Source organism: Paenibacillus sp. 3LSP (assembly GCF_032465655.1).
GTDB lineage: Bacteria > Bacillota > Bacilli > Paenibacillales > Paenibacillaceae > Fontibacillus > Fontibacillus barengoltzii.
Genome location: NZ_JAWDJI010000211.1, coordinates 23,545 through 46,056, shown reverse-complemented (window position 1 = coordinate 46,056; position 22,512 = coordinate 23,545). Strand labels below are relative to the sequence as shown.

At 52.6% G+C, this 22,512-nt stretch carries 26 protein-coding genes; 3 read left to right on the top strand and 23 right to left on the bottom strand.

The window, feature by feature from the left end; translation table 11 throughout:
* The 4 genes from RW092_RS18465 to RW092_RS18450 all read right to left on the bottom strand — a co-directional run.
* On the bottom strand, positions 1-624 hold a 624-nt coding region (locus RW092_RS18465; RefSeq protein ID WP_410055553.1), incomplete at its 3' end, for a TRAM domain-containing protein.
* A 789-nt stretch (positions 625-1,413) separates the two neighbouring features.
* Positions 1,414-2,295 (bottom strand): diacylglycerol kinase, encoded by an 882-nt coding sequence (locus RW092_RS18460; RefSeq protein ID WP_085279802.1) that lies wholly within the window; start codon positions 2,293-2,295, stop codon positions 1,414-1,416.
* A gap of 28 nt (positions 2,296-2,323) precedes the next feature.
* Positions 2,324-3,109: a sirohydrochlorin chelatase gene (locus RW092_RS18455; RefSeq protein WP_316010932.1), complete on the bottom strand. Its 786-nt coding sequence runs from the start codon at positions 3,107-3,109 to the stop codon at positions 2,324-2,326.
* 67 nt (positions 3,110-3,176) lie between these two features.
* Positions 3,177-3,467, bottom strand: coding sequence for a YerC/YecD family TrpR-related protein (locus RW092_RS18450; RefSeq protein ID WP_009224548.1), 291 nt, complete (start codon positions 3,465-3,467; stop codon positions 3,177-3,179).
* 347 nt (positions 3,468-3,814) lie between these two features.
* Between RW092_RS18450 and RW092_RS18445 the strand changes: the two genes are divergently transcribed.
* Entirely contained in the window at positions 3,815-4,330 is a 516-nt protein-coding gene (locus tag RW092_RS18445) for a hypothetical protein (RefSeq protein ID WP_316010929.1), read from the top strand.
* Between the two features lie 89 nt (positions 4,331-4,419).
* On the opposite strand, the gene RW092_RS18440 is transcribed toward RW092_RS18445, so the two are convergent.
* From RW092_RS18440 to RW092_RS18430, 3 genes are all read right to left on the bottom strand, one after another.
* Positions 4,420-5,409 carry an inorganic phosphate transporter gene (locus tag RW092_RS18440; protein ID WP_316010928.1) on the bottom strand — a complete coding sequence of 330 codons (990 nt, stop codon included), beginning with the start codon at positions 5,407-5,409 and terminating at the stop codon, positions 4,420-4,422.
* 84 nt (positions 5,410-5,493) lie between these two features.
* A complete protein-coding gene (locus RW092_RS18435) occupies positions 5,494-6,108 on the bottom strand; it encodes a DUF47 domain-containing protein (RefSeq protein WP_316010927.1) in 615 nt (204 codons plus the stop codon).
* Positions 6,109-6,303: 195 nt separating this feature from the next.
* Positions 6,304-7,380: a DUF3048 domain-containing protein gene (locus RW092_RS18430; RefSeq protein ID WP_316010926.1), complete on the bottom strand. Its 1,077-nt coding sequence runs from the start codon at positions 7,378-7,380 to the stop codon at positions 6,304-6,306.
* A 174-nt stretch (positions 7,381-7,554) separates the two neighbouring features.
* Between RW092_RS18430 and RW092_RS18425 the strand changes: the two genes are divergently transcribed.
* Positions 7,555-8,037, top strand: a complete 483-nt coding sequence (locus RW092_RS18425) for a DoxX family membrane protein (RefSeq protein ID WP_016313433.1) — start codon at positions 7,555-7,557, stop codon at positions 8,035-8,037.
* Between the two features lie 99 nt (positions 8,038-8,136).
* On the opposite strand, the gene RW092_RS18420 is transcribed toward RW092_RS18425, so the two are convergent.
* The 3 genes from RW092_RS18420 to RW092_RS18410 all read right to left on the bottom strand — a co-directional run bounded on the left by RW092_RS18420 (position 8,137) and on the right by RW092_RS18410 (position 10,217).
* Entirely contained in the window at positions 8,137-8,925 is a 789-nt protein-coding gene (locus tag RW092_RS18420; protein ID WP_316010925.1) for a DODA-type extradiol aromatic ring-opening family dioxygenase, read from the bottom strand.
* Between the two features lie 111 nt (positions 8,926-9,036).
* Positions 9,037-9,861, bottom strand: a complete 825-nt coding sequence (locus RW092_RS18415) for an alpha/beta hydrolase (protein WP_316010924.1) — start codon at positions 9,859-9,861, stop codon at positions 9,037-9,039.
* A 134-nt stretch (positions 9,862-9,995) separates the two neighbouring features.
* Entirely contained in the window at positions 9,996-10,217 is a 222-nt protein-coding gene (locus RW092_RS18410; protein ID WP_016313436.1) for a hypothetical protein, read from the bottom strand.
* Between the two features lie 262 nt (positions 10,218-10,479).
* Between RW092_RS18410 and RW092_RS18405 the strand changes: the two genes are divergently transcribed.
* On the top strand, positions 10,480-11,229 hold the full coding sequence (locus tag RW092_RS18405; protein ID WP_016313437.1) for a DUF1129 domain-containing protein: 750 nt from the start codon (positions 10,480-10,482) through the stop codon (positions 11,227-11,229).
* 68 nt (positions 11,230-11,297) lie between these two features.
* Here the strand turns inward: RW092_RS18405 and RW092_RS18400 are convergent, their stop codons facing one another.
* The 13 genes from RW092_RS18400 to purM all read right to left on the bottom strand — a co-directional run bounded on the left by RW092_RS18400 (position 11,298) and on the right by purM (position 22,504).
* Complete coding sequence (locus RW092_RS18400) at positions 11,298-12,056, bottom strand: hypothetical protein (protein ID WP_316010923.1); 759 nt, start codon at positions 12,054-12,056, stop codon at positions 11,298-11,300.
* Positions 12,057-12,752 (bottom strand): ABC transporter ATP-binding protein, encoded by a 696-nt coding sequence (locus RW092_RS18395; RefSeq protein ID WP_316010922.1) that lies wholly within the window; start codon positions 12,750-12,752, stop codon positions 12,057-12,059.
* 16 nt (positions 12,753-12,768) lie between these two features.
* On the bottom strand, positions 12,769-13,143 hold the full coding sequence (locus tag RW092_RS18390; RefSeq protein WP_316010931.1) for a GntR family transcriptional regulator: 375 nt from the start codon (positions 13,141-13,143) through the stop codon (positions 12,769-12,771).
* Positions 13,144-13,190: 47 nt separating this feature from the next.
* Positions 13,191-13,955, bottom strand: coding sequence for an ABC transporter permease (locus RW092_RS18385; protein ID WP_028539552.1), 765 nt, complete (start codon positions 13,953-13,955; stop codon positions 13,191-13,193).
* Positions 13,948-14,988 carry an ABC transporter ATP-binding protein gene (locus tag RW092_RS18380; protein WP_316010921.1) on the bottom strand — a complete coding sequence of 347 codons (1,041 nt, stop codon included), beginning with the start codon at positions 14,986-14,988 and terminating at the stop codon, positions 13,948-13,950. Before RW092_RS18380 ends, RW092_RS18385 begins: the two co-directional genes overlap by 8 nt.
* A gap of 400 nt (positions 14,989-15,388) precedes the next feature.
* Positions 15,389-15,589 carry a hypothetical protein gene (locus tag RW092_RS18375; RefSeq protein ID WP_316010920.1) on the bottom strand — a complete coding sequence of 67 codons (201 nt, stop codon included), beginning with the start codon at positions 15,587-15,589 and terminating at the stop codon, positions 15,389-15,391.
* A gap of 166 nt (positions 15,590-15,755) precedes the next feature.
* Complete coding sequence (gene ilvA, locus RW092_RS18370; protein WP_316010919.1) at positions 15,756-17,018, bottom strand: threonine ammonia-lyase IlvA; 1,263 nt, start codon at positions 17,016-17,018, stop codon at positions 15,756-15,758.
* A gap of 156 nt (positions 17,019-17,174) precedes the next feature.
* Complete coding sequence (locus tag RW092_RS18365; RefSeq protein WP_016313444.1) at positions 17,175-17,396, bottom strand: hypothetical protein; 222 nt, start codon at positions 17,394-17,396, stop codon at positions 17,175-17,177.
* A gap of 109 nt (positions 17,397-17,505) precedes the next feature.
* Complete coding sequence (purD, locus tag RW092_RS18360; RefSeq protein WP_316010918.1) at positions 17,506-18,777, bottom strand: phosphoribosylamine--glycine ligase; 1,272 nt, start codon at positions 18,775-18,777, stop codon at positions 17,506-17,508.
* Between the two features lie 197 nt (positions 18,778-18,974).
* Positions 18,975-19,100, bottom strand: a complete 126-nt coding sequence (locus RW092_RS18355) for a hypothetical protein (protein WP_316010917.1) — start codon at positions 19,098-19,100, stop codon at positions 18,975-18,977.
* Positions 19,101-19,164: 64 nt separating this feature from the next.
* Positions 19,165-20,712, bottom strand: coding sequence for a bifunctional phosphoribosylaminoimidazolecarboxamide formyltransferase/IMP cyclohydrolase (gene purH, locus RW092_RS18350; RefSeq protein ID WP_316010916.1), 1,548 nt, complete (start codon positions 20,710-20,712; stop codon positions 19,165-19,167).
* 131 nt (positions 20,713-20,843) lie between these two features.
* Positions 20,844-21,461: a phosphoribosylglycinamide formyltransferase gene (gene purN, locus RW092_RS18345; RefSeq protein WP_316010915.1), complete on the bottom strand. Its 618-nt coding sequence runs from the start codon at positions 21,459-21,461 to the stop codon at positions 20,844-20,846.
* Complete coding sequence (purM, locus tag RW092_RS18340; RefSeq protein ID WP_316010914.1) at positions 21,461-22,504, bottom strand: phosphoribosylformylglycinamidine cyclo-ligase; 1,044 nt, start codon at positions 22,502-22,504, stop codon at positions 21,461-21,463. Before purM ends, purN begins: the two co-directional genes overlap by 1 nt.
* Positions 22,505-22,512: the final 8 nt, after the last annotated feature.

Below are 22,512 nucleotides of genomic sequence, written 5' to 3'. Positions count from 1 at the left end.
GGCGGCAGCGCCGGCGTCGCCGCTGCCGCCTGCCGCTGGCGCGCCCTCTGCCACGCGCAGCTTGCCGATGCGCTCCAGCACGTCGACGACGTGCTGACGCTTCCACGCGAGCTGCGCGTCATAGCTCAAGTGCTGCAGCTGGCAGCCGCCGCACTTGTCATAGATCGGACAGGGCGCGGCCACCCTGTCCGGACTCGCCTCAACCACATCAAGCAGTTTGGCATAGCCATACTGCTTTTTCGTTTTGAGCACCTTGACCCGGGCTTTCTCGCCCGGCAAGGCTCCGGTTACAAACAGCGTGTAGCCCTCCACCCGGCCCACACCTTCCCCGTCGTGGTTCATCCCGATGATGTCGATGACGACCTCATCATTTTTCACGACGGGAAGGCCCGCCAGCGCGGCTTCAGACGCGCTGCTCCCGGCGCGCCCAACAGGCCGCGCGCTGACAGGCCGTTCCGCAGCCACAGCCACAGCCGCACGCTCCCGAGATGGAAGGCTCCCGGAAGCTTCCCCTCGCCCGCCAGGGTTGCCTTTCGCACCGCCGGCTATTTTTTGTCCTTGTCCTCGGGCTCCACCTGTCCGTCCCCCGCCAGGACGTCGATTGTTACTCCGTTGTTTCTTCATCACTTTCTCCTTCTATGTTCAACTGAACCGGTTACTCCAACATGGCTTTATCTAACACAGTTCAAACTATATACTTTAGTCCAATACTTTCTATATACTTTAATCCTATACTCTAAATCCTCGCCATTAAGGGAAGAACGTCCATTCGACGTCAATGCATCTAATCCAGCCCATCGATAAAACAACTAACGGTAAATCCTCCATCTAATTTACCCCGTTTGGCCCAATTTCGCAAAATTAACTGGAAATCCTACAGCTAATTTGGCCCATTTTCCCCGTTTTCAGCTAATCTCGCGAAATTAACTGTACTTTTTCCAGCTAATTCTCGCAAAACCGTAGTTACTTAAAAAATAACGGTAGAATTTCCACTTAATTCGCTTCGAATCCCATACCTTCCAACACCATACATTCCGAACGAACACCATACATTTCGAAAACCATACGTTTCGAACCACCGCCACACCACACCTGCCCCAACCAAGCCAAATCCCCCGCCAACCCGGCGGGGGATCCTCACAACCTAAGCTTCCTGGTGGCGTGCCTCAGGCAACCCTGTAAATTACTCTCTAAATCCATCAATCACGGACAGACATCCAAAATTCCTTACTTAAGCTACCTCGATCTAGTTTGATTACATCCTTCCTGACTCAGCTACATAATGTTATATGACACACACGGCATCATCTAACATCGACAGCATTGATCTGCACACACCGCATCACCTGACACACACAGCTTAACCAGACATCCCTAACTCCATCCGCCCTACAACACACCCCGCCTTCACCCTCAAGCAAAAATCCGCAAATGCTGCGGCAAAATCTCGAACACGCCGGGCAATTCGCCGCCCAGTTCGCCGTCGAGATTGAGCAGCACACGGCCGGGTGAGGTGACTTCCATACGCCGCGTCTTGAAATGAATGACGTGCGAGTCGCCTAAATGATCGCCGCGCAGCGCCATCGTCACCAGACGGATAAATTCCGCCAGGTTGCATTTCTTGAGCGCGATCACGTCCAGCAGCCCGTCGTCGATGCGCGCGTCCGGCGCCAGCTTCTCGAAGCCGCCAACGGAGTTGCTGTTGGCGATCAAGAACAGCATGAACTCACCCTCTATAATCTCGTGCCCTTCCGCATCGATGATCAACCTGGTTGGCGACAGGCTGGCCATTTTCTCGATACCCTTCATATAATAGGCCAGCTGCCCAATCAGCGTCTTGAGCCGACTCGGCACCTCATATGTCAGCTCGGTCAACTTGCCGCCGCCGGCGATATTTATGAAATGTCGGCCGTTCACTTTGCCGATATCGATCGGTCTGGTTTTATTCTCAATGACCAAGTCGCAATAATCCTCCCAACGCCGAGGAATTCCCATGGCGCGGGCGAAATCATTTGTCGTGCCCAGCGGGAACACCCCCAGCGGAGGCAAATTACTCTTCCCGGCCATGCCGTTCACAACCTCATTCAGCGTCCCATCACCGCCGGCCGCAATAATGATGTCGTATCCGCGTTCGACCGCCAAAGCCGCCTCGCGCGTCGCATCGCCTTCCCCGGTCGTCGCATGACACGACGTCTCAATGCCGCCCTGATCCAGACGCTCCAGCACGTCCGGCAGGAGGCGGCGCATCTCTTCTCTTCCCGAGGTTGGATTATAAATCAACCTAGCTCTTTTCATCTTCCTAACGCCACCTGAACTCATAATGTCAACCTATCACTGATCCCATTATATTCAATATTTGTTGCGACATCCAGCGAGCCATCAAAGGATGGGGCAGCAACGCCTCTCCCGAATAACGATGAGCCAGCCCCTTCAGCCGCTCAGGAATCGTGACCTTCGTAAAATATCCGGCGCTCAGGAAAAGTGGAGCCACAATCACGTCCATTCCCCGTTCTGACCAATCACGGACTTTGGCCGATAAGCTGTCCGGATTCAGAAGCGCATAATCGGCCCCCCCTGCGAGGCCGGCCAGCTCCGCACATTGCGCCGCCAGCGAGGCAATTCCGCGCTCCCACCGCTGCAAGAAGCCGGGATGATTGCTGCCGTGTCCGACGAGAAGCAGCACTTCACGCTCCGGCCGTACGGACAGCCCCTTCACTTTGTCCCACACCATCTTAGCGACCAGCGGACCATCATCGATAGGATCGCCAAAAAACACCCGAGCGGAAACCCGAAAACGTTCCAGGTCGGTTTCCTTCTCCGGTGCATCTTTCACCCCAAGGGCATAAGCGATTTCATCGATATGGGTACTTCCTGAGGACACGAATAAGGGAATGACGATCATGTCCGTCACTCCCTGACCTTCCAGCTGATCGATGCCGTCCTGAATCAGGCGGCCTTCCACCGTTTCGAGGAAAGCACAGGCGAGCGGAAGCCCGGCGGGCAAATCGTCCGCCGCTTCCGCTACCGCCGCCTCCACAAGAGCTACCCAGTGCTCATCTGGGGAGCCGTGGCTGATGACAAGCACACCCGGTTTCTTGGCGTCCTCCATTGGGAGCATCTCCCGGCCATCGTCCGCCACCCTCATCGACCTTGCTTGAATTTCGTCTGTCATAAGCTTAGCGACCTAAACGGTCAAGCGCCATTTTGTAGCCGTCGTTGCCGTAATTTAGGCAGCGCTTCACCCGGGATATGGTCGCCGTGCTGGCTCCGGTTTCTGCTTCAATCTGGTTGTATGTGTTGCCTTTGCCCAACATTCGGGCGACTTCCAGACGTTGCGACAAAGACTGAATTTCGTTAACGGTGCACAGGTCATCAAAAAAGATGTAGCATTCCTCGATGTTCTTTAACGTTAAAATGGCTTCAAATAATTGATCAATCGTTTTGTCATTTAATTTCTTCAGCTGCACTGAATTATCATCCCCTACCGTTACTGTACCACACCCCCATTGTACCCGAGGGGCGTACTCCTTTTCAAGCATTAACGATTTCACGCATCACAGAAAGAACGCCCAAATTCCGCGAACGCCCACCAGAACCGGGACATTCGTCCATACGCAAGGCAGGGCGGGCACATACAGTATAGTAATACAAACGCCTAGCCAGGGATCATCACGCCGATCTCACCATCCGCGCGTGTCCCCTTCGGCGGATGTCATTTCGCTCCTAGGTCTTGTCTCGGGAGGGCGGACAAGAAGGAAACGGGCCTTACGGTCAGCCTGCCCGGGCAAAATATCCGAAAAGGAAAGTGATACCCATGCCTCATAACTATGATTCCCGCCAGGGTCCGGTGCCCCCGTTCCATCCGTACACCCATTTTTACCCGGGGGTGAATCCGTACGAAATTAAAGCGGAGGCTTCCTCGCTGGTTCCTTATTCTCCGCCGACACCCACACCGACCCAGGCGCCAACACCTACCCCGGCTGCGACAACCACGCCAAAAGCCGGCGGTCTGTCCTTGCCCAGCTTAAGCGACTTGAAAGGCATCGTCGACCGCATGGGCGGGATCGACGGCATCTTGGCAACGATGGGCCAGGTGCAGAAAGTTATGCAGACCGTACAACAATTCGCCCCGATGGCGAAGCTGCTTACCTCGCTCTTGCCCGGCGGCAAAAGCAGACCCGGCAGCCTCGGCCGGGACGATTACCCGCCCCGCCGCCGCAAATCCAATCGCAAGAAAAGCGGCAGCCGTACCGGATCTGGCCGCATTGGTAAACGCTCCGCAACCGGCAAATCCGGCAAGTCGGTTAAATCGGGAAAACGCCGCCGTTAACCCGGCGGCGGCTTTATTTTTTACTTGGCTGCCCAGCACCAAATCTAACCCAAAAAAAGCCAATCCTCATCAGATTGGCTTAACTCCATTTAGAACAACAATTTATAGATTAACCCCGCCATGACAAACACAATCGGAATCGTAATTACCCAGGCAATCACGATGCGCCCAGCCATCGACCAACGTACGGCAGAGAACCGTTTGGCAGCACCTACACCAAGGATGGACGAGGTGATGGCATGCGTCGTGCTGACGGGCAAATGAAACAACGTGGCCCCGAAAATAACCGATGCAGCGGAAAGATCCGCGGCGAAACCGTTGATCGGCTCGATTTTGAAGATCTTCGTACCCATCGTCTTGATGATTTTATAACCGCCCACCGATGTCCCCAGCGCCATTGCTGTTGCTGCGGCCAGCTTAACCCACAACGGTACCTCCATATGATCTTGGAAATCCGCGGTGACCAAGGCGAACGTAATAATCCCCATCGCTTTCTGCGCATCGTTGGTGCCGTGCGTGAAGCTTTGGATCGCTGCGGTTACGATTTGCATCGACCGGAAGCCTTTGTTCACCGTATGCGGACTACGCCGCGCAAAGATCCATCGCAAGATGGTCATGATGATATAACCAATCACAAAAGCGATGATTGGGGAGAACACCAGCCCTTCCACAATCGTTGTAAATCCGCTCCAGTTCAGCTTGTCCGCCCCAGCTCCAACGTAGACCGCCCCAGCTAAGGAACCGATCAGCGCATGAGAAGAAGAGGATGGGATGCCAAACCACCAGGTAATGAGGTTCCAAATAATTGCCGACAATAGTGTGGCGACCAGGACTTCCAGACCATTATCCAGCTTTGCCGGATCTGCGACACTGCCCCCGATCGTTTTGGCGACCCCGGTAAACAAGATAGCACCTAGGAAGTTCATAACCGCAGCCATCATGATGGCTGTGCGCGGCTTCAGCGCCCGTGTTGATACTGAAGTCGCAATCGCATTGGCCGTGTCATGAAACCCGTTAATGAAGTCGAACGCCAACGCCAGTATGATAACGATAAGCATAATCATTAAACTCGTATCCATAGCATTTTTGCACAGATGGCTATCTCTCTATGTAAATCCGCGCAATTCCAACCTCCCGAACATCGAATATATAGTGAAGTTATCTTAAGAATTACGCATGATGATGGATTCCAGCATGTTGGCGACCTTCTCAGCGGCATCAGTTGTCGTCTCCAACCGCTCGTAAATCTCTTTCTTCTTGATCAATTCGATTGGATCGGTAACCTTCATGAACAATTCCTTGATGCAAATCCGCAGCAGCTCATCGCCTTGATTCTCCAGGTCGTTGAGACGAATCGTATATTCGCGGATCGCCAGCAGTTTTTTCTGGGATAGCAAATGAATCGCCTTTTGAATCTCATAAGCCGAGTTACGCAAAATTTCGGCAAAGCGCGCGATATATTCATCCGGCCCGTTCAGATTGTACATGAAAAAGCGGGATGTCGTGGCTTCCAAACCATCGATCACATCGTCGAGCGCGGTAATCAAATGCATAATATCGTCACGCTCAATAGGCGTAATAAACGTTTTGTTTAATTCCACGATGATTTTATGTGTGTACTCATCGCATTGGGATTCGAACTCCTTCATCTTCTTGGCGAAGGCTTCAACGTCCTTGAAGTCCGCGACCTGCTGGGCGAAATAGTCCGCCGAGTGCACGATCGTATCTGCCATATTCTCTAACGTCTGGAAAAAGATATCTTTCTTCTTCAGTCGCATCAGTATCCCCTTTTCTCTCCATAAGGTAGTTCTTGGGTTGATGTTTTACACAACCCTGAATATCTTATCACAACTGCATCATAGATAGGAAATATTGTCGCAAACATTTCACCATCATTCGCTTATATTTCCCCTGATTCTCCCAAAGTTATCCTCTAATCACCATAAAAATACATAATTCGCCTTTTTTCGCCTTTACTCTGCCTTTACATGACTGTCGAAACTCGGCGAATTGGGAACGACGTGAATAAAGGTCTGTCCCGGCACCATCGGAATCTCCGCGTTATCCTGAATGAACCGGATGATATCGCCCTCCTTGCGGATCCAATTGGCCCGAATGACTTTGCCTTGCTGGAACAATATCGCGTCCCCGCCCAGTTGCAGTCCGACTTCCAGACGACCGACATCGTCCAGTACCCGGTGGTCTGCTCCCATGACAACAACATTCGCAGCGGTCACTGGATCACCGGTTTCCAAGTCCTTGTGAGGCTCCCCATTCATAAACCGCTTGTAAAGCCCGGACGAAGCATCATAATCGTAACCAACCCGGTAGCTGTCCAGTTGGAACTTAATCTCTACGTGAGTGGCGGTCTCCAGCGAATGAGGCTGTTCATTTTCCTTATAAAAAAGATACCCCGGCACCGCTGTATCTTCCGTAGCAAACCCGCGCTTCGCGGCGCCTTCCAGCAGCTTCTCTACGTTGGAATACAAATTGTGCGGCGCCTTCCGGGACTTGTCCCGCCAGAAGTAAGCACCGGCATTGGTGATCTCGTCCAAATCCTCTTTATGCTGTCTTTGCAGGATCGCAAACGCTTCGTTGCTCGCCCCGGCATGCACCAACACCCCGTGGTAGCTCTCGCCCAAATCGATCATGTACGGGCGAATGCTGCGAATCGGGCCGATCTTGGCGTTGTCCGCATGACTGTGGAAGATGGATACAAGCCGCGTGACTCCGCCTTCCGCCAATACCTCGTATACAACATCCGCGTCGATTAATCCGGATTGCGGGCGAGCGGCTGGCGCATTGTTAATCATGATCGCCAGCGGTCTGCGGGTCAGCGGCTCCTCCAGCGGCAATCCCGTCAGCGGAGCCGTATAGGCTGGCGGCGCCGGTTCGGGCTCAGCAGTGTCCTCCGGGGTCTCCGTCTGTTGCGGCGGCACTTGGGTTTCCTCAGGCGAGGCCGTCTCCCCGACCTTCCCGCACGCGGCGAGCATCATGATAAGCAAGAATAAGAGCAGCAGCCAACTTAACTTCAATGATTTCAAAGGCATGTCCTCCGTCAAAATTCTTAAGTTTTTTACATTATACGTTGAATTCCTCTACTGGGGGAAGCCGGAAACAAAGCAAACTTCCTCGCAAACTCCTCTATTTCACCTTAATTCTTGATTTGGGGGTTTAAAATCGAGCTCTTCATCTGCATACTACAGGAAAGGAGAGATGAAGAGATGATCGTAAAATGGTTAAGGGAGAGCCTTGTTGCCTCTTGGCTCCTCTTGCTGTTCAGACTATATGTAGGTTATGAGTGGCTTACTTCCGGTTGGAGCAAAATTACCGGCGGATTTGATTCCGCTGGATTTCTAACAGGCGCATTGGCCAAGAGCGGCGGCGACCATCCCGCGGTGCAAGGCTGGTGGGCATCTTTTCTCGAGCATGTTGCTTTGCCAAATGTCAGTTTGTTTAATATCCTTGTCCCTTACGGCGAGGTGCTCGTCGGGCTGGGCTTAATTCTGGGCGGTTTTACTTGGCTGGCAGCCTTCTTTGGCATGGTCATGAACTTTGCCTTCCTGTTCTCCGGCACCGTAAGTACGAACCCGCAGCTGCTGCTGCTCCAAATCTTTATCGTCGTCGCCGGCACGAACGCCGGGCGGATCGGCTTGGACTACTTCATCCAGCCTCACTTCCGCAACCGCTATGGACGGCGGCGTTAACCGGTCACAACTTCAAAAAAAGAAAAGCGCAGACCCCAACCCTTGAGGTTCTGCGCTTATTTATATGGATCGGTCGTTCCGAACCAGGTTAATTGCCCGTCAACGACCGCCGAACTTCCAGCAGTTTAAGCTAAGGCTGCCGTATTGATAATCCTGAAACAACTTCACAGCATGCCGTTCATCGTCTGCCGATCCCATGGCGTAGAAGAGCGGAACAAAATGCTCCCGTCCATACGAAGGGATCGCCATTCGGACATGCGGGGCTTTGCGGTCATAATCAAAGAGCTGCCGCAAGTCCCAGTTCTCCAGCTGCTGGCCAATCCAATCGTCAAACTCCACGGCCCACGCTGCCGGTTCTCGGCCTTCCCAGTCGAGCAAACGAAGATTATGAACAAGTCCGCCGCTGCCGATGACCAGAACGTTCCGTTGCCGCAACTCTGTGAGCATTTTGCCGATGGCATACTGCTCTTCCGGCTCGCGTTTGGCGTCCACCGACAAGGCTACGACAGGGATATTGGCAGACGGATACATCAGCCGCAGCACTACCCAGGCTCCATGGTCCAGGCCTCTGCCGGTTGATGCTTTGTAAGGCAGATTGTGTGCTCGAAAAATCGCCTCGATCTCTCCACTAAGCTCAGGGCTGCCCGGGGCAGGGTACTCGATTTCATACATCTCTTCCGGGAAGCCGTAGAAATCGTGCATCGTCGTATGCTTCGCATCCGTTGAGACCCATTGATCCGGAGCATCCCAGTGCGCCGAGAAGACCACAATGGCATCGGGCGGCTCCAGCATTTCCTGACCTAGACGGTGAAGAAAATCCGTATACGCGTTCTTCTCAATCGCTAATGTAGGCGATCCATGTGCAATAAACAATGCAGGCTGAGACATCTCCCAAACCTCCCTACGCCAAAAAATGGTTACACCTTCATTGTATCCATCCCCGAAGGATTTTACCAGTTTTTGTACGCGTGGGTTTGACGTTGTTCTCCTGTAATGATCTCAGATCATCCAATGCTGCCACTCCGACTGCAGAGCTTCCAAACCTCCAAGCCATTCCTTGGTCTTCCGGATGACCTGTTGCTGATGATCGCCGGATGAAAACGTGTGATTGCCTTGGAAAATAATCTCCTTATCGCAGCGCCCTTCGGGGCGCAGCCAGAATACCTTCTGATATAAGAAAGCATAATCCGCCGGAATAATATCGTCTGAGGTTCCATGCACGACCAAGACGTCACCGGCAAATTTAACGGCTTCCTGGAACGGTTGATATTCGCCCAGCGAATCAAAAAATTCCGGCGTTAGTCTATAACCCAAATAATCGGCGCTTCCTTGCTTGACCGCCCGGTCATAGAGATCGCGTCCGGTGATTTTCACAATATCGCTGAACGGATAGCCCACCGCCGACCATAGGACAAGGTTCTTCACACGCCGATCGCGAATTGCGGTTAAGAGAGCGATCAACCCGCCAAGGCTATGTCCAAGCAACGATACCCGGGTCGGATCAACGTCAAATGCGCTTAAGCCATAATCCAGCACTGAACGGGTCTGGGCGATCATCGACTCTACGCCATGGTCGCCGTAAGAACCGGTGCTCTCGCCGCATCCGAGATAGTCGAAGCGAAGCACGAGGAAGCCGTCGGCTGCAAGCTCCCTTGCAGTCTTGACGAATAGACGGTCGACGCCGATACGGCTGCCTACAAATCCGTGACAGATGACGACCAAGGGAGCGCGATGGCAGCGCCCCCCTTGTTTGTTCTCGGCCGGGTAATGTATGCTGGCCGCAAGCTGTTCTTCTCCATGATTGATGACGATCTGTCTTTCCATAACCCGTCTCCTCCCCCGTACTTCGGCAATGATATATACTTTAAATCCGATAAGTTTAATATGATTTAAACTTATCTTATCATTACCCGAGCCGAGGTGTCAATCGGATCGCTGAAGAATCGCAAGAAACTCACTTACTCGTAGGATTGGCGGAAGTACGCATGGGTCGTAACCCGGCCCTCCCATTCTTTCATAAACCGGTGATTCCCCAGATCCCCTTCGTCACATGCCTCGTCATCCCCGCATAACATGGCGATTTCTTCATCGCTCTCATTGGTTACGACTTCTTCCAGGCTTCCCCGAGAGTTGCTGTTCAGCAAATACCTCCGGGTCAGCTCCGATTCATATTTTCCCATGGCTCTGCCTCCCGCAACTTTAGTATGATGATGTGCAGACCGGCCTGTCAGGCATCAAATCCAAATTTAGGCTGAGGCCGACGCCTGCCGTTTTGCTTAGGAACTAGTTTTTGGTGGGAAGGACGCTTTTTATTCCTGGTTCAAGGAATGTTCATAATCCATTAGTTCTGTTTCCCTTCCACTTCTGCCGTGCCTTGGTCCCTTGCGAATGAGACAATCTATGCAGTATACTACGGAAGAAACTGGGAGGAGAGATACTACCATGTACATCCACGAAATGATCGGCGAAACCAAACGGCTGCGACAGCAAATGACGCCGGAGAACGAAGCGTATTTCGGGGAAATGGTCTTGTACTTCCGTTCCGGCTCCAGCTCGCTTAGTGAGGCCAAGGGGGAAGAGCTCCTGCTAGACATTGCCCGGCAAATCATCAAGAGCCAAGCCAAAGGCATTTCGGCGGCAGAACGCTTCGGCCCCGATCCAAAGGCTTATTGCGCAGAGCTGGCGGAGGACGTAAAGGCACGGAAGCCCCGAACGCTGAAGGACAAAATCAAATATTATACGATGATCCCCTGGGTAGCTTTGACCTGGGTCTTCTTTATTTATATGATCACCGGTTTCTTCAGCAAATGGTTTGGCGGGGAGCTCGAGTATACCCTGATCAGCACCTCCTCGCTGTTGATTATCGCCGTTCTGTCCATTGTATTGGTTGAGCTGGTCACTCGCTTCCTTGGGCAAAGCTCCAAAGCCAGCGAAGGTCAAGAGCCTGCCGGAGAAGCAAAACCAGCAGGGCCCGGAGCGAGACCAGGCATGCCGCCCAACGCGGGGCCGCGCGGCTTTAACCTTCGTGCGTTCGGCACTTACATTGCCGTTGCGGCCGTGTTGATCGTTGTGGGCACCGTATTAAATCGAATCATGCCGTCGTTTACCGTTTCACCTTGGGACAGCCTGATCTTGTTTGCCGTGGGACTGGCTGGGCAAATTTTCTTTTTTGGTCGCCGCTCGAAAAATTAAACAAAAATAGCAGAAGCCGCATCCCCCAACAATGAGGAAGATGCGGCTTTTGCTTTATCCTAGGGAGATCAAATCTCAATCCGTTTCTTGAGTAAATACGTGATCGCGTAAAACATCAATACGGCTACAACCACTTCAAGCAGGAAAGGCCCGAGCGGGAGCAGATTTACCGATTCCCTCGTCACTGCGCCGTTCTCCTCGACCATCCCAATCTGAATGATCCCGAAATTGGCAAAGGTACTATTGGTGCCTTTAAAGAGCAAACCTTCCACCCAAGACATTCCGTTCTGAATGACGAAGAAGGAAATGATGCCTACCCAGGTCCCGGCTTTGCCACGGATGCTGACGCTGGCGCCAATCGTGATCGCCATAAAAATCGTCAACACCAGCAGTGTATACATCCAAACGATGCTCAAAATAATGAGCACCGTGTTCCCGAACCCCGTGGTCCCGATCTGAACAAAATCGATCTGTACTTGAGCCACCCGATAATAGATCGCCGCATGAATCAAGACAATGGCCCCGATGATCAGCGCCACAAGCCAACTGAACACAAGCGAGGAGAGAATCGTCCATACCGGATGCAATGGGAGCAGACGGCGATGATAGGCTTTGATATTGTAGGCAAATGTTTTACAGGACTGCACGAGCATGAAAATGACAGCCGTAAAATACAGAACAAGGGATAAGCCAAAGATGGTTTCTGCATCCCACTGGCGAAGGTTACCTGTGATCGACAGAAGGACTTGCAAGATCACCAAGACGGCGAATAGTCCCAGCACGGTATTGGCATTTTGTTTGATATCGTACTTCAACAGCTTCATCATTTATGCGAACACCTCTCTGAACATGTCATCGACGCTCTTGCCATAGCGAATCCGCAAATTCTCTACTTCCTCCTGCATAACAACCTCGCCGCTGCGAATAAAGATGACCTCATCGAAAATCCGCTCAATATCCGAAACCAGATGGGTAGAGATAATGAGGCTACTATCTTCATTGTAAAATTCCACAATTGCGTCCAAAATTTTAGTCCGGGCCACCGGGTCCACCCCGCCGATCGGCTCGTCGAGCAGATACAGCTTGGCATTTCTCGATAACGTTAACGTCAGCTGAAGCCGTTCGTTCATGCCCTTCGACAGGGAGCTGATTTTATCCTTCTCATTCAGATTCATGAAGTCGAGCATTGTGCCTGCCTTCTCCTCATCGAAATCCGGGTAGAAATCACGATAAAATCCAATCGCATCCCGCACCTTCATCCACGATTCCGTTAATGGTCGATCGGGCATGAAGGAAACTAACGATCTTGTCGCTAGTCCCACCGGCGTTCCGTCCACTGACACCTTACCTGCCGAAGGATGAATCAGGCCGGCGGCGATTTTCATCAGCGTGCTTTTGCCGCTTCCATTCGTGCCAAGCAGGCCAACGATTTTTCCTTTATCGACGCTTAGGGACACCCCATGCAATGCCTTTTTGCTGCCGTACGATTTAGATACACCTTGTACTTCCAGTAGCGGTTTCATTGATGGTTGCCCTCCTTTAGCGTCGCTCATTAGCCTTCATAGCGTCGGCGACCAGCGCCGCAATATCCTCGTTACTGAAGCCCAGCTCCTGCATGCCTCCGATAAAGCGATCCAGCAGCTCGCCGGCCATTTCTTTTTTGATGGTCATAATTTTCGATTCCTCGCTTGTCACGTATCTTCCGAGTCCGCGTTTCGTTTCCACGATGGCTTCACGCTCCAATTCCTGAAAAGTCCGCTGCACGGTATTCGGATTAATTTGCAGCTCGGCCGCAAGCTCGCGGACCGACGGAATTTTGTCACCGCCCTTCAGTCGGCCGGTGACGATCTCTCTCTTTAAATAATTCATAATTTGCAGATAGATCGGCAGATTATTATCAAATTCGATGCTCACGTTCCCTTGGCTCCTTTCCGCCGTGCCGCCGTTCATGATTCTACCGGTCAAGCGACATCCCGTTTTTTAAACGTAACAAAGCTTACTGCAAGAAACAAGACCAAATAGGCGGCGATCACCACGGAGGAGAAGGTTAATGTCATGCCCGGCATCGGCGGATTACCGTTGAGATATACCGACAAATCAGCGTTGGCGAAGATGAGGTACTTGGCGAAGGCGTATCTCGAAAGCAAGGCCACCACCAGCTCCTCCAGCACAACAAGGAACATGCCGATTCCGATCGTCGCTCCGGTGGAACGAGTAAGAATGCTTGCTAGGAAAGTGATCGTAACGTAAACCACGGTATAGATGAACGAATACAAGGTGTTGGTTAGCACTTCGCTCCAGCTGATTCCCTGTACGCTGGCAGATCCGAACCCGTAGACCAACCCTCCGCCCAACAGGGCAACCGCCAGGGAAAAGACGAAGAGCGACAGCGTAAACAGCAGCACAGCCACGTATTTCGAGGCCAAGATCCGGCTGCGGCTCTGCGAGCGGATCAGCAACAGCTTGATCGTACCAAGACTGTGTTCCTTCGCCACAATCCCCGCGGTGCAAATAATGACCAGCAACGTCGTCATTTGACCCAAGCCGTTTCGGGCAATGGCCATGGATGCGAAATCAAGGAACCCTAACTTCTCCTGCGAGAAAGCGTACATCATGTATAGCATCCCGGCAATCGCCGCGGCGATCAAGGTATAGGGAACGATAAAGCTTTTTTTCTTGGACATCTTCAACCATTCGTTCACAACAAGTGGAGTAAATTTACGCAATTTGATTTCCTCCCGTCCATTTCAAGAATTCGTCTTCCAGGGATTGCTTCACTTCTTCAATCCGGTAGATGGCGATGCCTTCGCTGCCCAGCGCGCTCACGACGCGTGGGATATAGCTGTCGCGCACGGCGACCGTCACTTCGTTCCGTTCTGGGGACATTCCCAGCAGGCGGATTTCTTCCATCCGGATGAGCCGAGTTTTGGCCGCTTCGACATCGCCGACCCGGAACGTCACATTCACCCGTTCCTCGGTTTTCTCAACCGGCTCACCCAAGGCGCGTTCGGTCACGAACTTCCCTTCCTGAATGACGACCACGCGGCTGCACATCAGCTCCATTTCGGCCAACAAGTGGCTGGAGACCAGAACGGCAATCCCTTCTTCAGCCGCAATACGCTTCAGATAGTCACGCATTTCCCGAATCCCCGCCGGATCTAGCCCGTTGGTTGGCTCATCGAGAATCAGAATCGATGGCCGATGTAACAAAGCTTGTGCGATGCCCAAGCGCTGACGCATACCTAGCGAGTACGCTTTGACACGTTTTTTCATCGCCTTCTCCAAGCCTACCAATCGGGTGACTTCTTGAATCCGCTCCTCCGTAATCCCTTCACTCATTCGTGCGTACTGCTTCAGATTGTCATATCCCGTCATGTACGGGTAAAACTCCGGATTCTCAATAATCGCGCCGACATGGGCGATCGCTTGCATGAAATGATTTCGGATGCTAAAACCTTTGATCTTCACATCGCCTTCAGTCATTCCGATCAGACCCACGATCATCCGAATCGTGGTCGTCTTCCCGGCACCGTTAGGTCCGAGCAGACCTACGATCTCTCCCCGCCGAATTTCGAAAGACAGCTTATCGACCAGCCGTTTGTTACCAATCGCTTTCGTCACTTTTTGTACCGACAAGACGACGGGCTCATGCCCTTGCACTTGCATTTGCCCTTTCCCCTGCTGTTGTCCTAACGATTTCGTCGCAGCTGCTCCCAAGCCCTGGGCAGCATTTTCAATAGATTGTTGTTGCACACTCATTCACTCCTTTATTTGATCGATGCTCGTAAATACGATACTGAAATTTCCCTTGCTTGTGTTTGAATCTGATGATGAGTAACGTGTTCGACGTGTTCGACGTGTTCGACGTGTTCGACGTGTTCGACGTGTTCGACGTGTTCGATTCCATGGTTTCGATTACATTGTATCAGTATGATAGTTAAATAGTACACTAGGATATTAGTATTGTCAACAAGGATCGAATCAGTTTTTTCAACGTGCAAGTCTAACGGAACGTAGCGACGTTATTTGCAATTTCCCGCGCCATTTCCCGAGCTAACGGAACGTAGAGACCTTATGAAGTGAAAAAGAGCCCTAATTAACGATGATCCGTCCAAATAACGCCTCTGAGTTCCGTTAGAATTCAGAAGAGCCTTGTAATCTACGAATAAGGTCCGTACGTTCCGTTACGACGCAGGTCCCGACTCGAACCCAGCTCGATCCGGCACAGGCAACCAACTCGGACACCAGCCCGGATCTGGGCCGCAAACAGGCCAGACACGAACCGGAAAGGACCCGGAAACTGACCGGAAGCGCACCCGCTCCGAACCCTGCCTCCTTGCCAGTCTCCAACCTGACCCATTCCCGACCTCTGGCCCAACCTGATTCCTTCCCGAACCCAGGAACAACCTGTTTCGTCCCCGATCAATACTTCTTTCCTTCCCGCTCCAAACTTCTATACATGCCAAAAAGCCCTCCCCGACCAATGTCGAAGAGGGCTGCTCACCTATTTTTTTCGCTATTTAAGCTTAAATCAGTAAATTAAACAAATTCAAATCCCGATTCAGCTCGGTATATACGATGCCTTTCGCAGTCATACGTCCGATCAACGGTTCGTAATCGGCTTTATCACTCAGCTCAATGCCAACCAAAGCCGGACCGTTCTCCTTATTGTGCTTCTTCGTATACTCGAACCGCGTGATGTCATCGTTTGGCCCAAGCACCTCTTCCAGGAATTCGCGAAGCGCTCCGGCCCGCTGAGGGAAGTTTATCAAGAAGTAGTGCTTCAGCCCTTCATAGATCAACGACCGTTCCTTCATTTCCTGCATCCGGTCGATGTCGTTGTTGCCGCCGCTGATTACGCAGACGACCGTCTTCCCGCGAATTTGGTCGCGGTACATGTCCAGCGCCGAGACAGGGAGCGCCCCCGCTGGTTCGACGACGATGGCACTATCGTTGTACAGCTCCAGAATCGTCGTACATGCCTTGCCTTCCGGAACTTGAACGATGTCGTCCAGAAGGTTTGCGCAAATGTCGTAATTCAAATCGCCAACTCGCTTCACCGCCGCGCCGTCCACAAATTTATCGATTGATTCCAACGTGACAACCTGCTTCTGTCTTAACGCTTCCGTCATGGACGCCGCACCGGATGGTTCAACACCGATGATCTTCGTATCGGGGCTTACTGTTTTCAAATAAGTGCTAATGCCCGACACCAACCCGCCGCCGCCAATGGTGACGAAGACATAATCTGCAGGTACGGTCAAGCTTTCCATGATTTCCATGCCAATCGTCCCGTTTCCGGCCACAATCTTCGGATCGTCAAACGGGTGAATGAATGTCATCCCGCCTTCCTGGCAAGCTTTCATCGCCTCCGCATAAGCATCATCGTAAGTGTCGCCGATCAGAACGACCTCCACGTGCTCGCCGCCAAATCTTTTAACCTGTTTAATTTTCTGGTTGGGCGTCGTGCTGGGCATATAGATTTTCCCCTGAATGCCTAGCGCATTGCAGGAGAAGGCTACCCCCTGCGCATGGTTGCCGGCGCTCGCGCACACAATGCCTCGCTTCAAATCCTCCGGCTGCAGGCTGCGGATCATGTTGTATGCCCCGCGTATCTTGAAGGAGCGTACGACCTGCAGATCCTCTCTTTTTAAATAGACATTGCATTCATATCTAGCCGATAACGTTGCGTCGAGCTGCAACGGAGTTCGAATAACTACTTCCTTCAGCACGTGATGCGCTTTGACGATGTCTTCCATGCCTACCGTTTGTCGTTCCGCCTGGTTCATCTATTTCTCCTCGCTTTAACTGAGTTCTCTCAATCTTATAAAGTTACACCTGAAACCGCCTCCGGTTCAAGTTATTTTGTCTAGTCAGGGAAACGCCCCTCCGGACGGGCAAATATTCCCGAGCTCGGAAGGGCGTTTCACGTTCAAACCTATAGCTTATCGTTTCTTTGGTATTAGACGGTCATCGGTATGACCTTTCGAGTTCGTCTCTTGGGCCAGCTCGGTCAGCTCCCATTCCATCGTGCCGTACACGGGGTCGGAAGGGAACTCCTCGCCTTTTTGCAAATAGACTTCCCGTCCCAGCTCATCCCGGTATACGCCGTCGACTTCCACTTCTTCGCGCGAGACCGGGAGCATTTCCTTCATTTTGTCGCTCATGATGATGCCGCCTCCCATTCGAGTATTCCAGGGACTTTCGTAAAGAGAATCCCCAATATCCCTTAACATGCTCGAATCGGCAGCGGATTATCCTAGCCGGATGATCTCCCTATACAAGCGCCTTAGCGGCAATATCCGACCGTTGATGCTTGCCCTCAAACGTAATGAGGTTCGCCGCCTCGTAGGCGTTGTCCCGGGCTTCGGCAATCGAGCTTCCACGGCCAACCACGCCAAGTACACGGCCGCCGTTCGTGACCCACTCGCCTGCTTCGTTCTTGCCCGTGCCGGCATGGAACACCAAAGCCCCTGCAGATTGGGCTTCTTCCAGCCCTTGAATTGGCAGTCCCTTTGGATAGGAGGCTGGATATCCGCCGGAAGCCAATACAACGCAAACCGCCGCTTTCTCGCTCCACTCGATATCGACCTGGTCCAGCGTCCCATTCACCGCCGCCAAGAAAATCTCCAGCAGATCACTTTTCAAGCGCGGCAGAACCACCTGGGTTTCTGGATCGCCAAAGCGGGCGTTAAATTCGATCGTCTTCGGTTTGCCGTCCGGCGTGATCATCAAGCCGGCAAACAACACGCCGCGGAATGGCCGGCCTTCGGCAACCATCGCTTTTGCCGTTGGTTTGATAATCGTTTCAATGGCCTCTTCGATAATCGAATCTGCAATATGCGGCAACGGGGAGTAGGTTCCCATGCCGCCGGTGTTCGGGCCTTTGTCGCCGTCATACACCTGCTTGTGGTCTTGCGCCGCAACCATGGGACGGACCGTTTCCCCGTCGACGAACGACAGGATCGACATTTCTTGGCCTTCCAGAAACTCCTCAATCACAACCTGACTTCCGGATTCGCCGAACACTTTGTCAATCATAATGTTCTTGAGCGCCGTTTCCGCCTCTTCGCGAGTGAAGGCGACCGTAACGCCTTTGCCTGCCGCAAGCCCGTCCGCCTTAATTACGATTGGAACCGGACGGCTTTGGAGATACTGAAGCGCCTGCTCGTAGTTATCAAATTTCTCATAGGCTGCCGTTGGAATGTTGTATTTTTTCAACAGATCCTTCATGAAGGTCTTGCTGCCCTCGATATGCGCAGCATTCTTACGCGGTCCAAATACCGGGATGTTCTTCGCTTCGAACACATCTACGATGCCCTCAGCCAGCGGATCATCCGGACCTACGACAACCAAACCTACGCGCTTCTCCTCCGCAAAAGCCGCCAGCTTCTCGAATTCGTTCACCTGAATCGGCACCAGCTCGGCGATTTGTCCGATTCCCGCATTCCCCGGAGCGCAATAAATTTTATCGGCCTTCGGGCTTTTCGCCAGGCTCCAGCAAATCGCGTGCTCGCGCCCTCCGGCGCCAATCACCAAAATGTCCATAGTCTCCTCCTCACTTCTGAGCTCAAAATTTAGAAGTTGTCCAGTCTCGCCTGTTTCGGCACAAATTCGTTAATGAAATGAAATATGCCGATTACCGTTTGGTCTACAAACTAGTCTTTTTCGAAACGAACTGGAAATTCTACTGTTAATTTTCCACTCAACCCGAATTCAAACGAAAATAACTGGAAAATGTACCGCTAATTTAAGCCCAAAGCATCAATCCAATCATTTTTGCTCAAATTAACGGCAGGTTTTACAGCTAATTCGTCAAAATCCAGCGTTTCAGCTGAAATAACGGTAGGTTTTACAGTTAATTGTCCCACGCAGGTTAGCGCATCTGCGAAAAGACGGCAGGCCGCCGCAGCGGTCCTGCCGTTAAGCTCAATCTTAGTGCTTGAAATGGCGCACGCCGGTGAAGACCATCGCGATGCCATGCTCGTTGGCCGCTTTGATGGACTCCTCGTCCTTCACGGAGCCGCCCGGTTGGATAATCGCCGTAATCCCGGCTTGGGCCGCCGCTTCGACCGTATCGCCCATCGGGAAGAACGCGTCGGACGCCAAGACGCTGCCTTTCGCTTTCTCGCCTGCTTGCTCGATCGCGATCTTCGCGGCACCAACGCGGTTCATCTGCCCCGCGCCGACGCCAACGGTCATATCGTCCTTCGCCAGAACAATCGCGTTCGACTTCACATGTTTAACGACTTTCCAGCCAAACAGCAGCTGTTTCAGCTCTTCTTCGGTTGGCTTGCGGTCGGTAACCACCGTCAAGTCGGACTCTTTCAGCGTATGCACATCGCTTTCTTGCACGACCATCCCGCCGTCAATCGAGGTGACGACAAACTGGCTGCTGCGGCTTGCGCCCAGCTCCAGACCGCCAAGCTTCAGCAAACGGAGGTTTTTCTTCTTCGTGAGAATCTCCAGCGCTTCTTCCGTGAAACCTGGTGCTAAAATAATCTCCAAGAAAATCTCCTTCATCAGCATCGCCGTGTCCGCATCAATGATGCGGTTGGCAGCAACGATCCCGCCGAAGATCGACACAGGGTCGGCCTCGTACGCTTTTTTGTAAGCTTCCAGCACGCTGGCCCCGACGCCAACGCCGCAAGGATTCATATGCTTGACCGCGACAACCGCCGGCTCATCAAATTCCTTCACGATTTGCAGCGCCGCGTTCGCATCGTTGATGTTATTGTAGGAGAGCTCCTTGCCGTGGAGTTGTTCTGCATTCGTCAGCGTGTCCGCTGCTGCCAACGGCTTGCGGTAAAACGCCGCTTTTTGATGCGGATTTTCGCCATAACGCAAATCTTGGATTTTCTCGTAGGTGACCGTAAAACGCTCTGGCAACGGATCGCCCGTCACCTTCGACAAATAATCGGAGATCAAGGCATCGTATGCCGCCGTATGGCGGAAAACTTTGGCCGCAAGCCGTTTACGCGTTTCCAATGTCGTATCGCCGCCCGTACGTACTTCCTCGAGCACGGTTCCATAGTCAGCCGCATCGACAACAACGGTGACAAACGCATGGTTTTTCGCAGCCGAACGAAGCATCGTAGGTCCGCCGATGTCGATATTTTCGATGGCGTCCTCATAGGTAACATCCGGCTTTGCAATCGTTTCTTGGAACGGGTACAGGTTAACGACCACCAGGTCGATATAGTCCAATCCCAGTTCCTTCATCTGTGCTTGGTGTTCCTCGCTGTCGCGCACCGCCAGCAAGCCGCTGTGTACAGTAGGATGCAGCGTTTTAACGCGTCCATCAAGGATTTCAGGGAACCCGGTAACGTCAGAAATACCGATGACCGGAACGCCTTCCTTCGCCAGCAGGTTTTTTGTGCCCCCTGTCGAAATGATTTCCACACCCAGCTGCGACAGCTCGCGGCAAAAATCCACGATACCTGTTTTATCCGACACGCTCACGAGCGCTCTTTTCATACTCACAATCGGCTCCTCCTTTATTTTGGCGAATCATGCCCCCGATATTTCTCGGGAAATATCGAAACCCAGCATCTGTTCTAAACCTATCCAATCATCCGAAAAAATCCTGTAACCAAGCGTTCTTTCGATGCTTCCTATTCCGACAGAATCGTCACTTTCCGGCCTTCCACGCGCACGCGGTTCTTCGCAAACCACGACACGACCTGCGGATATAAGCGCCCTTCTGTCGCATGGATCTTGGCTTCGAGTGTTTCCAGCGTATCGTCCGCCGTAATCTCTACCGCCGCCTGGGCAACCACTGCGCCGGTGTCCATCCCGCCATCAACCAAATGAACCGTAACTCCCGTCATTTTCACGCCGTATTCCCAAGCCTGTCCAATTGCATTTTTGCCCGGAAAAGCCGGCAGTAACGATGGGTGAATATTAATCATGCGCCCGGCGTACGGTTCAACCAACACCGAAGTGAGTAACCGCATATAACCGGCCAACACGACTAAATCGATTTGCCGCTTGTCCAGCTCGGCGGCAATTTCCGCCTCATAATCCTCTCGACGCGCGTAAGCCTTCGGGTCAAAAAGATAGCATTCCACACCGGCTTGACGGGCCCGTTCGACGACAAAAGCCTGCGGCTTATCGCAAACGAGCAGCACAATCTCAGCATCCAGCCCACCCGACCGCGTTGCGTCAAGCAAATTTTGAAAATTACTGCCGTTTCCCGAGGCAAATACAGCAATCCGGTATTTCGCTCCCATTAGACATCCGCTCCTGCAAAAGTCACAGCCCGTTGTCCTTCCGTCACTTTACCGATGACATAAGGCGTTTCCCCGGCTTGCTTCAATGCAGCGACCGCAGCCTCAGCCTGGTCCTCCGCCACTACAATTACAAGCCCGATGCCCATGTTAAACGTCGTGAACATATCGCGGTTGCTTACGTTCCCTTTCTTCTGCAGCAAGTCGAAGATCGGCAAAATCGGCCAAGAACCGTAGTTGATCTCCACGTTTACGCCTTCCGGCAGAACGCGCGGGATGTTCTCGATGAAGCCGCCGCCCGTAATATGAGCCATTCCCTTGACATCGACTTTCTCCAACAGGGCTAATACCGGCTTCACATACAGCTTCGTTGGCGTAAGCAGCACGTCACCCAACGATGCTCCGCCTAATTCCGGCAGCTTGTCGGTTAAAGCGTAGCCCGCTTCTTCCAGCAAGAGCTTGCGTACCAGCGAGAACCCGTTGCTGTGCACACCGCTGGAGGCCAGGCCAATCACCGTGTCGCCAGGGGCGATGCGGCTGCCGTTGACGATCTTGCTCTTATCCACGACACCTACCGTAAACCCGGCGATGTCGTATTCGCCTTCGCTGTACATGCCCGGCATTTCCGCAGTCTCGCCGCCGATCAAGGCGCATCCCGATTGGCTGCACCCTTCAGCGATACCGGCGACAATGGCCTCGATTTTTTCAGGGACAACCTTGTCGCACGCCAAATAATCGAGGAAGAAGAGCGGCTCCGCCCCCTGTACGACGATATCGTTAACGCACATTGCCACTGCATCGATGCCGATCGTGTCGTGCTTATCCATCGCAAAGGCAATTTTCAGCTTCGTGCCCACGCCGTCTGTTCCTGACACGAGCACCGGCTCCGTGTATTTGTCTTTGTTCAAACCGAACAATGCGCCAAATCCGCCCAGATCGGTCATCACTTCCGGCCGGAACGTCCGTTTGACGTGTTTTTTCATGCGCTCTACCGCTTCATTCCCGGCTGCGATATCAACGCCGGCTTTCTTATATGCTTCAGACACGAGAGGGA

Coding starts and splice junctions, on each gene's coding strand:
- RW092_RS18460 (WP_085279802.1), bottom strand. CDS start 2,295: ATGAAAAGAGCTAGGTTGATTTATAATCCAACCTCGGGAAGAGAAGAG.
- RW092_RS18410 (WP_016313436.1), bottom strand. CDS start 10,217: ATGGGAAAATATGAATCGGAGCTGACCCGGAGGTATTTGCTGAACAGC.
- RW092_RS18430 (WP_316010926.1), bottom strand. CDS start 7,380: ATGCCTTTGAAATCATTGAAGTTAAGTTGGCTGCTGCTCTTATTCTTG.
- RW092_RS18405 (WP_016313437.1), top strand. CDS start 10,480: ATGTACATCCACGAAATGATCGGCGAAACCAAACGGCTGCGACAGCAA.
- purD (WP_316010918.1), bottom strand. CDS start 18,777: ATGGACATTTTGGTGATTGGCGCCGGAGGGCGCGAGCACGCGATTTGC.
- RW092_RS18415 (WP_316010924.1), bottom strand. CDS start 9,861: ATGGAAAGACAGATCGTCATCAATCATGGAGAAGAACAGCTTGCGGCC.
- RW092_RS18445 (WP_316010929.1), top strand. CDS start 3,815: ATGCCTCATAACTATGATTCCCGCCAGGGTCCGGTGCCCCCGTTCCAT.
- ilvA (WP_316010919.1), bottom strand. CDS start 17,018: ATGAACCAGGCGGAACGACAAACGGTAGGCATGGAAGACATCGTCAAA.
- RW092_RS18425 (WP_016313433.1), top strand. CDS start 7,555: ATGATCGTAAAATGGTTAAGGGAGAGCCTTGTTGCCTCTTGGCTCCTC.
- RW092_RS18420 (WP_316010925.1), bottom strand. CDS start 8,925: ATGTCTCAGCCTGCATTGTTTATTGCACATGGATCGCCTACATTAGCG.
- purN (WP_316010915.1), bottom strand. CDS start 21,461: ATGGGAGCGAAATACCGGATTGCTGTATTTGCCTCGGGAAACGGCAGT.
- RW092_RS18455 (WP_316010932.1), bottom strand. CDS start 3,109: ATGGAGGACGCCAAGAAACCGGGTGTGCTTGTCATCAGCCACGGCTCC.
- RW092_RS18395 (WP_316010922.1), bottom strand. CDS start 12,752: ATGAAACCGCTACTGGAAGTACAAGGTGTATCTAAATCGTACGGCAGC.
- RW092_RS18440 (WP_316010928.1), bottom strand. CDS start 5,409: ATGGATACGAGTTTAATGATTATGCTTATCGTTATCATACTGGCGTTG.
- RW092_RS18380 (WP_316010921.1), bottom strand. CDS start 14,988: ATGAGTGTGCAACAACAATCTATTGAAAATGCTGCCCAGGGCTTGGGA.
- RW092_RS18365 (WP_016313444.1), bottom strand. CDS start 17,396: ATGAGCGACAAAATGAAGGAAATGCTCCCGGTCTCGCGCGAAGAAGTG.
- RW092_RS18435 (WP_316010927.1), bottom strand. CDS start 6,108: ATGCGACTGAAGAAGAAAGATATCTTTTTCCAGACGTTAGAGAATATG.
- RW092_RS18400 (WP_316010923.1), bottom strand. CDS start 12,056: ATGATGAAGCTGTTGAAGTACGATATCAAACAAAATGCCAATACCGTG.
- RW092_RS18375 (WP_316010920.1), bottom strand. CDS start 15,589: ATGGGTCAGGTTGGAGACTGGCAAGGAGGCAGGGTTCGGAGCGGGTGC.